The sequence below is a fragment of the Riemerella columbipharyngis genome, assembly GCF_900101995.1.
Lineage (GTDB): Bacteria > Bacteroidota > Bacteroidia > Flavobacteriales > Weeksellaceae > Riemerella > Riemerella columbipharyngis.
On the sequence record NZ_FNAS01000003.1, the window covers coordinates 1 to 12,166 of the forward strand.

At 37.6% G+C, this 12,166-nt stretch carries 18 protein-coding genes; 3 read left to right on the plus strand and 15 right to left on the minus strand.

Features of this window, described 5'->3' with window-relative positions:
* Positions 1-42: 42 nt before the first annotated feature.
* The 4 genes from BLS89_RS02485 to BLS89_RS02500 are packed head-to-tail and all read right to left on the minus strand — an operon-like array spanning position 43 to position 3,959.
* Positions 43-384, minus strand: a complete 342-nt coding sequence (locus BLS89_RS02485) for a hypothetical protein (RefSeq protein WP_092735934.1) — start codon at positions 382-384, stop codon at positions 43-45.
* Between the two features lie 10 nt (positions 385-394).
* Positions 395-1,012, minus strand: a complete 618-nt coding sequence (locus BLS89_RS02490) for a hypothetical protein (protein WP_092735935.1) — start codon at positions 1,010-1,012, stop codon at positions 395-397.
* The gene (locus BLS89_RS02495; RefSeq protein ID WP_092735936.1) at positions 1,009-1,902 is read right to left on the minus strand and encodes an AAA family ATPase; all 894 of its coding nucleotides are present in this window, start codon (positions 1,900-1,902) and stop codon (positions 1,009-1,011) included. Before BLS89_RS02495 ends, BLS89_RS02490 begins: the two co-directional genes overlap by 4 nt.
* Positions 1,903-1,913: 11 nt before the next feature.
* Positions 1,914-3,959, minus strand: a complete 2,046-nt coding sequence (locus BLS89_RS02500; protein WP_092735937.1) for a hypothetical protein — start codon at positions 3,957-3,959, stop codon at positions 1,914-1,916.
* 173 nt (positions 3,960-4,132) lie between these two features.
* On the opposite strand from BLS89_RS02500, the gene BLS89_RS02505 reads away from it, so the two are divergent.
* A complete protein-coding gene (locus tag BLS89_RS02505; RefSeq protein ID WP_092735938.1) occupies positions 4,133-4,432 on the plus strand; it encodes a hypothetical protein in 300 nt (99 codons plus the stop codon).
* Between the two features lie 30 nt (positions 4,433-4,462).
* Here BLS89_RS02505 and BLS89_RS10540 read toward each other — a convergent pair whose 3' ends face one another.
* From BLS89_RS10540 to BLS89_RS02525, 6 genes are read right to left on the minus strand one after another with little or no spacing between them, the layout of a single operon-like run.
* Positions 4,463-4,612, minus strand: coding sequence for a hypothetical protein (locus BLS89_RS10540; protein WP_176763222.1), 150 nt, complete (start codon positions 4,610-4,612; stop codon positions 4,463-4,465).
* Positions 4,609-4,941 (minus strand): hypothetical protein, encoded by a 333-nt coding sequence (locus BLS89_RS02510; protein ID WP_092735939.1) that lies wholly within the window; start codon positions 4,939-4,941, stop codon positions 4,609-4,611. The genes BLS89_RS10540 and BLS89_RS02510 overlap by 4 nt, the downstream gene beginning before the upstream one ends.
* A gap of 18 nt (positions 4,942-4,959) precedes the next feature.
* Positions 4,960-5,568 carry a BRO-N domain-containing protein gene (locus BLS89_RS02515; protein WP_092735940.1) on the minus strand — a complete coding sequence of 203 codons (609 nt, stop codon included), beginning with the start codon at positions 5,566-5,568 and terminating at the stop codon, positions 4,960-4,962.
* A 3-nt stretch (positions 5,569-5,571) separates the two neighbouring features.
* Positions 5,572-5,730, minus strand: coding sequence for a hypothetical protein (locus BLS89_RS10385; protein ID WP_245688798.1), 159 nt, complete (start codon positions 5,728-5,730; stop codon positions 5,572-5,574).
* A 2-nt stretch (positions 5,731-5,732) separates the two neighbouring features.
* The gene (locus BLS89_RS02520; protein WP_092735941.1) at positions 5,733-5,966 is read right to left on the minus strand and encodes an antA/AntB antirepressor family protein; all 234 of its coding nucleotides are present in this window, start codon (positions 5,964-5,966) and stop codon (positions 5,733-5,735) included.
* Between the two features lie 3 nt (positions 5,967-5,969).
* Positions 5,970-6,179 carry a hypothetical protein gene (locus tag BLS89_RS02525; protein ID WP_092735942.1) on the minus strand — a complete coding sequence of 70 codons (210 nt, stop codon included), beginning with the start codon at positions 6,177-6,179 and terminating at the stop codon, positions 5,970-5,972.
* Between the two features lie 84 nt (positions 6,180-6,263).
* Here BLS89_RS02525 and BLS89_RS02530 point away from each other — a divergent pair, with 84 nt between their 5' ends.
* Both BLS89_RS02530 and BLS89_RS02535 read left to right on the plus strand, forming a co-directional pair.
* Positions 6,264-6,656 (plus strand): hypothetical protein, encoded by a 393-nt coding sequence (locus BLS89_RS02530; protein WP_092735943.1) that lies wholly within the window; start codon positions 6,264-6,266, stop codon positions 6,654-6,656.
* Positions 6,646-7,212, plus strand: a complete 567-nt coding sequence (locus tag BLS89_RS02535; RefSeq protein ID WP_176763223.1) for an ORF6C domain-containing protein — start codon at positions 6,646-6,648, stop codon at positions 7,210-7,212. Before BLS89_RS02530 ends, BLS89_RS02535 begins: the two co-directional genes overlap by 11 nt.
* Before the next feature lie 900 nt (positions 7,213-8,112).
* On the opposite strand, the gene BLS89_RS02540 is transcribed toward BLS89_RS02535, so the two are convergent.
* The 5 genes from BLS89_RS02540 to BLS89_RS02560 form a co-directional block, all read right to left on the minus strand.
* Positions 8,113-8,763: a hypothetical protein gene (locus BLS89_RS02540; RefSeq protein ID WP_092735945.1), complete on the minus strand. Its 651-nt coding sequence runs from the start codon at positions 8,761-8,763 to the stop codon at positions 8,113-8,115.
* Between the two features lie 4 nt (positions 8,764-8,767).
* The gene (locus BLS89_RS02545; RefSeq protein WP_092735946.1) at positions 8,768-9,604 is read right to left on the minus strand and encodes a RecA family protein; all 837 of its coding nucleotides are present in this window, start codon (positions 9,602-9,604) and stop codon (positions 8,768-8,770) included.
* A 137-nt stretch (positions 9,605-9,741) separates the two neighbouring features.
* The gene (locus BLS89_RS02550) at positions 9,742-10,557 is read right to left on the minus strand and encodes a PD-(D/E)XK nuclease family protein (RefSeq protein ID WP_092735947.1); all 816 of its coding nucleotides are present in this window, start codon (positions 10,555-10,557) and stop codon (positions 9,742-9,744) included.
* A gap of 12 nt (positions 10,558-10,569) precedes the next feature.
* On the minus strand, positions 10,570-11,157 hold the full coding sequence (locus BLS89_RS02555; protein WP_221403645.1) for a PD-(D/E)XK nuclease family protein: 588 nt from the start codon (positions 11,155-11,157) through the stop codon (positions 10,570-10,572).
* A gap of 77 nt (positions 11,158-11,234) precedes the next feature.
* A complete protein-coding gene (locus tag BLS89_RS02560) occupies positions 11,235-11,636 on the minus strand; it encodes a hypothetical protein (protein WP_092735949.1) in 402 nt (133 codons plus the stop codon).
* Between the last annotated feature and the right edge of the window lie 530 nt (positions 11,637-12,166).

Sequence of the window (12,166 nt, forward strand, 5' to 3'; positions counted from 1 at the left end):
AAATCTTTGTAAGCTTTCCTATTAGCTTCTTTCTCTTGTTCTCTACGCTTTAGCTCTGCGGAAAGCTGCTCTGTTGTTAGTTCTTGTAAATTCATTTTTTATTTTTTTGAGTTCTGTTGTTATTTTCTTGTTATTCTTTTGGTATTTCTCTATTGGATTCCAGCCTGTCCTTTCGTCCCAATAGTAAAGCAGTCTATCATCTCCGTAGCGGATACTTGGGGCTCTCCAGTTGTTATCGCTTACCCAAAAAATTACCCTTTCGGCTCTTAAGCTAAGCTCATCCGGAAGCCCCTTTATTCTCCGGTGGATAGTAATTCTTTCGTCTAATGATAGCAGTCTGTAAATGCTATCCAGTGCAAGTGTTTCGTGTAGTATATTTCTCATAATGTTTTAATTAAAGGTTTAAACCATGGTACATCATTGCTTTTTCTTCGTTGATGATATACTCGCCGCCGGGACACCGTCCTGTGATAGTTGCTTTCAGCCCTTCCACCCGGACGATAATTTTAGAGAGCTTCCGCCAAAACCGCCCCACTGCCGTGTCCGGAAGGTTCCTTTCTTCGTGGCTTAGGAACACAAACAGCTTGGCGGGGTGGTCTCTCAGCAGTTTTTGAACTGCCGTTTTAGTCATCTCATCACGGTACACCGCAAAGTTGTCAATGAAGATTATCCGCTCGCATTTGCGTTTTTCCAACCGCTTTTGTAAGTCCTCAAAACTCTCGTACTCGTGCAGCTTAATACTTTTGTTTTTCTCCGAAATACCCACCCGCTTCATCGTGGCAATGATATTGTCCGAGATGCCCTCCTCAGCAGAGATATACAGCACTTTTTCAAAATGAGAAAGGTATTCCGCCAAGATGAGTGCAAAGGTGGTTTTGCCCTGTTTTTCCTTGCCCTGTATTATCCAGCCGCCGTTCTTTTCCGGATTACCCATCAGCTCCTGCCATTCTTCCGAAAATTCAAACTTGCTGAATCGTTTAGCGTAAGCCTGTTTTACCGATATTGTCCTCATGCCGCCTGTGTTTTTATGATGGTTTCCAAATACCTCAGCGATTTGATTTTATCGCTGTTTTTTGCCAAGCATTGCTTTACGATTTGGCTCACTTTACTTTTGTCGCTCATATTGGCGGCAGCCACATCACGCAGTAGCTTATCGTAAAACTCATATTTCTGCGATTTTTCATCGGGGGTAATGCCTCTGAACTCCGCCGAAAAACGGTCGAAAATTTCGCGGTAGCCCACCTTGTGGTTATTGATACCCCTTTTTATTTTAGCCCTCAGTCCGTCAGCGCCCATCATATACCAGCCGCAGTTGCCTGCCGTTCCGTTGATAAGCCCTTTCAGCTCCAAGAATGCCGGGTAATCCAAATCACCCGCTTCGTCTATGCAGATAAAGCACCCCGACAAGGCATTGATATAGTACTTGATGTTTTCCAATATCTCGGTAAAAGTACCATCCGTGCCGCACCCGATTTCACGGGCTAAGGCTTTGATAAAATTGCGTTTCGTTTTGTGCTGGCTGGCATCTATGTAAAAGGCATTGCACATTTGCGAAATCAAGATTTTAGCCGAATAAGTTTTACCGATACCGCAGTCATCCACCAGTATTAAAGATTTGGCATTTTGCTGGCAAAACTGGAAGTCGTCGCGTATTTCCAAATACACATCTGTTTCCACCGCTTTCCAAGTGTTTTTACCAATAGTTACCTGCAATTTCCTGCCTATGTTCATCCATTGCGTAGCGGACAGTAAGCCCTTGCGTTCGCCTTTTTTGAGCCGTGAAAACACCGCACCGCTGATGCCCAAGGTTTTAGCGTAAGCCTCTGCCGAACCGCCGTAATTATCACGGTTAGTCAACATCGCCTGTGCTATGGCTTCTCTTAGTTCGTTTGAAATATTCATAATTCTTTTTTTTAATTAAAATTGCTAAATAGTGATTTGCTTCGTCTGCCGTTTTGTGCCGGTATGGGGTCTTTTTGCTCTTCCGTTTCTATCTCTATAATGTTTGCCGGTTCCGATGCCGGTATATAGTCCTCCAAGCCCGGGATAACGAATTTGTGATTGAGCATTTTGCTCCTTCGGTCTATCACGCTCAGGCGGTCTATGTCGTTTTTACGCTCACACATAAAGCCTGTAACCGTGTTTTCGTAAGCACTCATTATTTGGCGGTTTACACGCCCTGCATCGTCCATCTCGTGGTAGGCACGGCTGTATGTCGGTTTAGGGATAAGCTCGCAGAGCATCATATCATCGTGGCAAATCATCGCTTTCAGCACGCCGCCGTCGTTGCCGTCCAGCCAGTAGACCTTGAAGCTTCTGCCCTCCACATATTTCATCAGCCTTATTAAATCCTCGCCGGTGCATATTTCGCCTCCCAAGCCCAACAGATATTCGGAACTTCTGAATTTCACGATGCCGGCGTTGCAGCTCGTAACGGTTTCCCTGCCGAGATGGGGCAGAATGGCGCGCCAGTTGGTGGGTTTCGTGTCCTTGCTCTGCATCTCTGTGAACACCTCCCAGCGGGTTTTGCCTTTGTAGCGAGAATGCTCCATATTGTTCCACCGCTGTATGTCGTACAGGCTGTTGCGGATGATGGTTTCCTTTGGCAGGATAATGTCTGCACCGGCACCTTTTTGGTTGTCCTCTTTTCTTGCGAACGGACGACCGAGCCAGCCCTCTTTTTCTTTTTCAAACTCATAGCGGAGCTTACCGAAGTACCGCTCTATATGCTTAGCTCTTGCTTTGTTGGCTTCTATCCTCACGCGGTCAAACATGGCGCCGTTCATTAGGAAAGTATTCCTGTAATTGGCATTCAGCGCGCTTTCGCATTCTAATTCAAGGGGCAGGTTAAGCCCCCATTCGGTGTAGTTTCGTACCATTTGGCGGTAAAATTCAAGGATAAGCCCCTCTTTGCTTTCGCCATAAACCCAAGTAACCCAAGCCTCGGAACCCAAATCAATGCCCATATAGAACCACATTCTTTTGCCTTTGTCGTAGAAAAACGGCGGCTGGCGGTCGTCAATAGAAATCAGAACGCCCGCTTCTTTCACTTTCTCTAAGGAGTGGTAAGGGATATATTGCGAGAGCAGCTCCTGCCGGTTGCCGCTTCGTTTAGCGTGAGTACCTATTCTGTGTTCCCATTTTCCTAACCATGCAATGATGGAATTTTCAGAAATCTCTCTGTATTTTCTACGGTCGGTATGCTCGTAAACCTCGCCTGTGCTGTGATTGACAACCTCTACATTCCCCTCCAAAAATCCAAAGTACTTGTTCGCCACTTCCGTACGCGTAGGTTTGTAGTCCTGGCCAGCAAACATTGCGTTGAGCAGCTCTATCATCTCCTCGGTCATTACCCTTGCGTGGTTGTTCCGAAGTTTTTTAGAAATCAGTGAGGAAAAATTAAAGTGGTTTTCATCGCCGTTTAAAAACGCTTTAAATAGCCTTACAAAATGCCTTTCGCTCACATTCATCGTGTGCCCTTGCAGGTGGATTTTCGGAAGTATATCGTTAAAAGTGATTAAGTCCTCCCAGAGTGTTTTCATTACCCCTGCTTTCTTTCCTCCGCGAAGCGAAAGCCTGTAATCTCTTAGGTTTTTAAGCGCAATAAGCACGCTGGCATTGGTAATATACTCGTCTATAAAATTTTGCTTCAGCGGCGTGCCGTCCTCAAACTCAAAAGTGGTGTAATACGCCGTTGCCAAGCTGTTTACTTCCCAATAATGCAGCAGCGGATGCTTCATCTTGCGCGGATCACCTATGCTGTCCTGCATTGCTTTGGGCAGCGTTTCAAAATTGATAAGCAACCGTCTGCCGTTACCTCCGGACTGAACTTTCTTAATGCCGTAAGGGAGCTTGCTATACCTTTGTATAGCCTTTTTCAGCGCGTCATAAGTCTTGTAATACTTAGGCACCAGCTCGTCTACGGTTACGACTAATATGTTTCCCCAGAGGTGTGGCATTTTTTTATTTTATATTGTTTTTTATAATTAAAGCCCTATGCTTTATGCTTACTGCTTAAGGTTTTATTTGTCGGTATACCGACCTTTGTTCCCGTCGGGGGCTTGAACCCCGATGCCTGCCTGTCGGGAGGGAATCACTATATTTACGGTGTCTAATCAAAAATTATAGTGATATGAATAATCATATTGAAGAGTTGAAAAATAATTTTGACACTTTATTTTTAGAACAAGCTAAAAATACCGTCCATCTATTAACCCTTACTAAAGCATTTTGGGAGGTGTCGTCCGTGGTTTTGAATAAGGCTGAGTTAGCCAATTTGAAGTCCAAATACTATCATTCCTTATACGAGAAAACGCACGAGACATTAACTCAGAACGAAAGCGTGTTTTATCAGCCTTCAAAAATTCATTTTGCTCTTTTGGAGATGAAATCTGTGATTGATGAGCTCCTTCGAGATGCTGAGGATGACTAAATCTAAGCGTAATTTCTATATTTATTTCCATTATTTCAATGTTTTAAAAGTCTTTGATATTGTGAATCTTCCGAAGAGTATCCATTCTTCAGCTACTACCATATCTGCAAAGATGAAGCTCACAGCACTATGGCGGTACTTTAATACTCGGTGTGCTAATTTCTTGATAGTCTTTTTCATAGTTTTATGTTTTTTAATTTCAAGTTTGCTAATGCTAAGCTTTCCATTTCGAGTAATATTATTTTTTTCTTTTCCACTTTGAAATGCTCAAATATGCTCATAAACAAATCCCTGTTTATTTCCTCAAAGTTCCCACCCTCTACTATCTCCTCTATATATGGCGTGCTCACATCTAAAATCATAGTATCATCGAATGTAAAGGATATAGCGTTGAGAAAAGAGCCTTGAGGGGCTTCTGTACGCCCTGTTACATAATAATAGGAATTCCCATCTCTATAATATTTTCCTATCTCTAACTCGCTTGCTTGTGTGATTTTCCTTGTTTTCATTGTTTTAAATTTTAACTGTTATCGTTTTTTAAGTTCGTCCATTAGTTTTTGGGCTCCGCTGGCAGTGTAAAATTGGCTTTCCAGTATTTTGTTGCCTGTGCTTCGGGCGTAGAGGAGCTGGAGCATATAGGTGTCTTTTATTTCACCTCTTAGCACTTTCTCTACCTGCCATTCTGTAGTGCGGCATTGCTTGGCTACCAGTTTAATGTCCGTACGCGATAGATGACTCCCCACCTCCGAAAGCATCGCTTTTACTACTTTTTGTTCGGCACGGGCTTTGGCACGGTTCATAATTTTTGGGTCGGTGCTGTAAGTGCCATACTTGCGGATACTCGGTAACACTTCCGAAGTTACCCACTTGCGGAACTTGCGAGCTTCGGGTTTGTTGCTTCTCATTATTATTGTATAGAGACCGCTTTCGTTTACATAAAGTAAATTTTGGTACCCACCAGGGGTGTAAGTTTTTTCTACCCCCTTTTCGTCTTCATCTAATGATTTCGCTAAAGTATCTCTATGGTTTTGGATTTCAAGAAGAGTACATAAGTCCTTTGCACAAAACCATACTTCGTTTTTTTTCTTCTTAATTCTAATTTCCCCAAATTGTGGGTGTGTAATTAAATTGCTCATATATTACTGATTTATTGTTTTTTGTATTGCGTGTTCAAACTCTCTACAGAGCATTTTATAATCTTTGATAATATTGTCAGGCATTATACCCTTGTGGTCTCCTTTTAGGCACATTCTTACATATCTTGGTGTAAAGCCGTATTTCTCAGCGACTTTATTCACAGCTATAGCATTGTGTTTCGCTCTTTTTTGATTACTTTTGTCCATGTTTTATTATGTTCACCCGCTGGGACTAAAAGGGCTAACGTTTCATAATCAACACCTTGCGTGTAACCATAACCGAGCATTCTTTTAATCCATTTCCCGAATTGCTCGTTACTTCCAAGAAATTGGTGTAGCTCCTTTGCACTCACGGTATTTTCTCCGTTTTTCTCTGTGATTTTGATTAAATTGTTCATAATTTACTGATTTTGATATTTTTGTATTAAATTTTCCCTTGCATCTATCACTTCGTATAGAGCCTCGTAGGTGGCTTTGTCTTTTCTTGTAAGCCTCATTCTAATAGCATCTGTGGTATATCCAAACATTTTGGAAAGCGTCTGGATATCGCCAGTCTGTTTTTTCTGTTCGCAAATACGAACAATCTCGCTAAAATTCTTTACATTTGTCATTGTTATGATGTTTTGATAATGCAAATATATAGTAAATAATCTAAATATCAAGTAATAAATAGTATAAAATCTAAAATATTTTTAATGATAGTTGATAGAATACTGAAAATCATAGAGTTAAAAAATATAAATAAAAGTATTTTTTATAGAGAAACAGGACTTTCTAACGGTTTTTTAGATAAGGTAAAGGATGTGGGAGCATCTAAAATAGAGAAAATACTCTCATCTTATCCAGAAATCAATCCGCTGTGGTTACTTACAGGCGAAGGCGAAATGCTTAAGGCTGGAATAAATAATAACCAAAAAATAAAAGGAGATGGTAATATTATGGCGGGTATCGGCTCTAATATTGAAACTGGAGACAGCAAACAGACCATTCTTCAATTGAAAAAAGAGATAAAAGAACTAAATAAAAGATTATTAGAAAAAGACGAACAAATCAATAAACTCATAAATATTTTATCTAGTGGAAAGTAATAATCAAAAAATTAAAGGGAACAATAACATTCAAATTGGTGGAGATTTTAATGGAAATGTTATAAAAACCGAGAAAGTTTATAACAGAACTAAAGTCATTCATGATCCTGATGAGCATATAACAACGGAGCAACAATTTGAAATAAAGTCTCATATAGATGAACTTGTAAGAATGGTTTCATCCGTTGATACCAATACTGATAGTAGACCTAAATTGTATAAAAGAGAGTGGGGACTTTTTAAAAAGCAATTTAAAGTATCTGCATACCAAGTTTTACCCAAAAAAGATTACGAAGATGCCATTAAGTATCTTAAAAAAAGGATAGCATATTTAGGTAAACCCAAACAAAGAAGAGGAGATAATGATGCTTGGAGAAAAAATCAATATAAAGCAATCAATGCAAGAGCAACACAATTAGGAATGTCAAGGGATGAAAAACTTGCTTTTGCTACGGAAGTTTTAGGTTTAAAGACACCATTATTAAGCCTAAAAGATTTAAGTGATACAAGGCTCAACAACCTGTACAAAAAAATAATGGCTAAGAGGAAAAAGTAGAAAAACAGAGCCTAATCTATGGGTAGTGTATATTAATAGGTTAGGGTTTATCTATCCAACTTTTGCTCTTTTTTTATAAGGTATATCGTAATAATAGAAGCCAATATCAGAATAAATGATATTAACATATTTTCATAGCGCCTGATAAACGCAAACGCTATAGCACTTATTATCCCTATTACAAATATAGCTTTAAAGTAGGTAATAATCATTCGTGTTTATTTTGGACAAAAGTATAAAAAAAAACAGATACGAGAACGTATTTTTAATAGGAAGTTTTGCTTTTTAAGGATATAAAACATTGTTTAACAGCTATATATGTGCAACTTGGCTTCTTTTTACCGTGTCCCTAAATATACTCAAATGTTTTATTTTGTGTAAAAAATAGCTATCTACTGAGCGTTTAATATATTTCAATCCGTTAAAATATATTTGAGAATGTCCCCCCAAATGTCCCCCCAAATGTCCCCCCAACTTTTAAAAGGGTATTTTTAGGGGTAAAATGCACTCTCACTATTGCGCGGCTAAAAACCGTACTTTTAGCAATCCAATCATCGACTGTTTATTCGTGTCATTAGCTTTGTTTTATGGGGTATTGCGTATTTCTGAGCACAACAAAAAGCCCCAACGGTAGTTAGAGCTTTTTATAGTGTTTTTATTTGTGTTTTTAGTGGTATTTCACTGGTAGTAAATAGTAGTTTTTACACATTTGGTATTTCTCTATCCTTTTACCCTTTTAGGCTTTCAATCCCTTTGTTAATAGGCCTTTTGGTGTTTTTACCCGCCTTTTTTATTTTGCCCTTTTTGTTTTATGCCCGGTACTGTGCCGTATTTATTCTTTGCTCAAAATTATAAGGGATGTAATTTTTACCCGAGAGGGTGTAGAGTATCTCGAAAAGATTAGCCCATTCTCTGGTATTGAGTGCGCTTATGCGGTAAACTTCCTTGTAGAAAGAGCCTACGGAAAGGTTTTCGCAGACGATTCTTTTTTGAAGGATTTTCAATGTAATGCCTACCAAATTTACAATTAGACAAAACCCAAACTGAAAGGACTCCTCTCCGCCGAAATCGATGATGTCTTTTGAAGTCATGGCGGATGGTAAATCCGTTTTCCAATATTCCGTAGGAATTGTAGTCGATGTACTCTATTTTCATATCGAATTTTGCAATGATTTCCTCTACTAGTTTGAAAGAAAGTTCATAAGGAATAATTTCTTGTTCTACCGGAAAAGCCGAAACGATACTTTTACTTTCTTCATTGCCGATGAGTAGAATTTTCTTGCCGAGGATTTTGCCGTTTGCCTGATTGAAGTAGTTATTAACGGCGATTTCTTCTTCCGCACCGCCGTGTTTTTGGATTAAATCTCTTTGGCGGTTGGTGAGTTTTCCCATTTCCTGAATGGTATGGATGGTGTTTTCCGTTGATGCAATGGGAATTCCTTCTACAGACAAAGTATTGTCGTCCAACAATTGTATGTTTTGCAAATCCACCTGATTGGCGATGATGGGACGATTGATAAGGGTTGTTTTAATATCGTTGTAATTTTCCATAATATCAAGATTTAAATAAATTGCTAAAGTTTTTGAACATTTCGAAGTTTTGTTTTTTGGCTTCTTTATTCATTTGATTGATTTCGATGCCTTTATGGTATCGTTCTTCGTCGTACCAGATGTTTTCTTCGCAAGAAAGGTCGTAGTAAAGCTTTTGCCCTACAACGCCACGGCGGTGCTTAGAGAATATAATGTATCTGTCCGAAAACGGATTTTTGGTATTGGTCAGTCGTAGCTCCATCATTGCCGTAATCATATGTTTTAATCTGTTGGAACCGACAAAAGCCCCCGATTTGGTTACCTGTTGAATGGTGATGAACGAGATGTTTTTTTCGGTTTTGTTTTTCCCGATGTTATGTTTTTTGATAAGGGTTAACAGCCAACTTTCCGCCGTCTTGTTGGTGATGCTTTCTTCCTCCTTTATGATGCCCTGAAGTTCCAAAAAAGAGTCTATCAAAACGATATCCCAGCCCTCGTCCAGTATGGACTGAATGTATTTGTGGTAATGGGTGTTTTGCGTAATATCGCTTTTTACAAAGAGGGTAGGGATGTTCCCAAATTTGCTGAAACGCTCAAGGTAAATAGAGAGGTCAATTTCATTCATCTCTGCACTGATGAACAAAACTTTTATACGAGGGTGGTTTCTGATGATATTCGCCACCATATCCAGCGCAACGGTGGTTTTGCCGGCTACCGGATCTCCGATGAGCATATAGTTTACGCCTTTGGGCAGTCCGCAGTGGGAAGAAAGAAGATGATCCAAAATCGTGGCGGTTTTGAATAGCTCGTATAGTTCTTTCTCCGGAATTTTTATATCCTTCAGCCGAATAATGCTCTGCATTGAATTTTAGTTTTCCGCAAAATTTGTTACGGGGTCGGACAAAATAGGTCTTTTAGATAAACAAAATAAAAAAAGAGATTATTTTTTTGGAATAATCTCTTTTTACAGTATTTAAGTTTTTGTTTTATAGTGAGTTATTAGTCCATTCCTGCCTTTTTAAGTGCCAAAAGTATTTCCTCTATTCTTTCTGTACAATCTTTGAAAAACTTATCACTGTTGTTAATAATCTCTTCTTGCCATCTTTCAACGGAAAGATAATCAAGATTGAAATAGAAAGGATACCAATCGTCTGAAGAAGGTTTATTAGTTCCTGAAATAAAATCTAATAATTTTTGTCTTTTTTCGTCTGTAATTGAGTAGTTTTCATGTTTGCAAAGCCCATAATGGTATTTTCTATCTCTATCTCTATCATAGTGGAATTTTATCCAATAATTATTATCCCAATCATCTTTTATTAGATAGAAATCAATACAGTATTCTTTGCTACCATTAAATACATACTTCAATCCTTTTTCTTTGGCAAATTTTTCCATATTAGGATTAAAATATTTTTCTGTAAGGTAATCGTAAACCTTATCGTAGTTTTGGTGGATATTTTTAGCAGGTTCTATATTTTCGCTGAGATACTCAATTATCTCTTTCTCGTTTTTAGTGTTTATGTCTTGATAGGTTAAAATTTTTAAATGATTAATATATTGAACGAGTGTCTCTCTTACCAAAGGAAACCGAGAGGAAATGGCTACACATTTCTCAAGCCAAGTAATGATGTCTTCTTTGTATGAAATACGCAAGTAAGGAACTTCTTTGCCGTCTTCTTTACAGCTGTTTTCACTGGTATCATCACCAAAAAGAGTGAGGTATGCTAAGAGATGTTGCTTTTTATTATTTGCATACCTATCATACCTTACAAGTTGCTTATCTTGGTCTCCGGCATAAACTTTATTTTCAATGATAAAGAAATTATCTTAATCATCTTCTATTACAATATCCATTCTGCCGTGCTCGGTTGAATATTCTGTATAAACTTTCGCTTTTTGATGGTTAAAATTTGCAAGGGTAAGCATATCGCTTAATATATCGTTAGCACACTTCCTAATTTTAGATTTTAATTCACACATTTCATTGCAATTTAACAATTCAGAGTTGTTTTTTAATGTTTCGTCAATACTTTCTTTTAATCCGTATATTCCATTAGAATTTAAAAATTCGGTGTTAGTTTTGATTTCTAAAGACTCAATAAAACTATTCAATATTTTGGATTTTGATTTGTTTGCTTCGTCGGAATTTAAAAATTCAGTATCGGCTTTATTTTTTAATGTTTCAATAAAACGCTCCAAAAAATTAGATTTCAAGTCATGTGTTTTTGTAGAATTTAAAAATTCAGCATTAGCTTTGTTTTTTAACATTTCAACAAAATATTCCAAAAACTTGGATTGCAATCCGTGGGTTCCCGTAGGATTTAAAAATTCCGCAATAATTCTTGAATGCGTATTCTCATAATGATTTACCCTCAATAAACTAAAGATGTTAAAACGATAGCCTAAGATGTCCAAAAACTCATTGTTTTTCTTGTTTATGATGATCACCTGATTGAGTAAATTTTTAATTTTTTCTATTGGTATATGTTTTTTTATTCGTAATATTCATAAGCGTAAGTTGTTTCAAAATTAGCTATTCCATCTCTTAATACTGATTCTTTGGCTAAGTCTTGCTTTCCGTTGTACTCAAAAATGGTCAGTTTATTATCTTGTTCATTTAGACAGTATACTAATTTTGAGTCGTATGTATTTTTGAAAGTATCTGTATCATGGTAGTTTCTCTCCGTAATTTTATCTTTTAATTCTTGTTCTTCAAAAATTATATGTCCAAAATCGTCATAATTGAGAATATAGCTCTTTTTACGAGCACCTTCTTTGTATGTGGATTTTCGACTTAATAATAGTCCGTCCTCCTCCGGGGATGTTGTCATTTCCTGTCCGGGTTGATAATAAATTTTTTTGAGTATTAATATATCTTTTTCTGGTGCTTTCATAAAAGTTTCTGTATAGTCTAAATCTCCATTTTTGTAGTAAAGGACTTCGTAGAAGTATTCAGAGAAAAATCGTTCATTTATTTCTCTCTGGGGGCTGTGGGGTATATTTTCTTCGAGTAAGACATAATAACATCTCTAATGTTTTCTGTAACAAAGATATCAATTTTTTCAAGTTTATTTTGAGCGTTGTAGGTAAATAATTTTCTTAATATGTTATTTAGGTTAAGCTTATCGTTGCAGCCTTGTATTGTCTCAGAAATAATTAGTCCTTCCTCGTTGATTATTGATGTTTTTTCAAGAGTCTAATGCGTGCTTTTACTCACTTTGTTTAGGCGTTTGATTTTTTTTGTTTTAAAAAACAATTTTTCCGAGTAATACTTAAGTTCTAAGTTATACTTCATATCTAAATTGTGCATTATTTTTAAGTTGTCTTTCATAATTGAAAAAAATATAGATTAATATTTAGTTTACAATTTCACGATTTCTAAAACTTCTCTGGGGGCGGTTCCTGTTTTTGTACCATAATACAT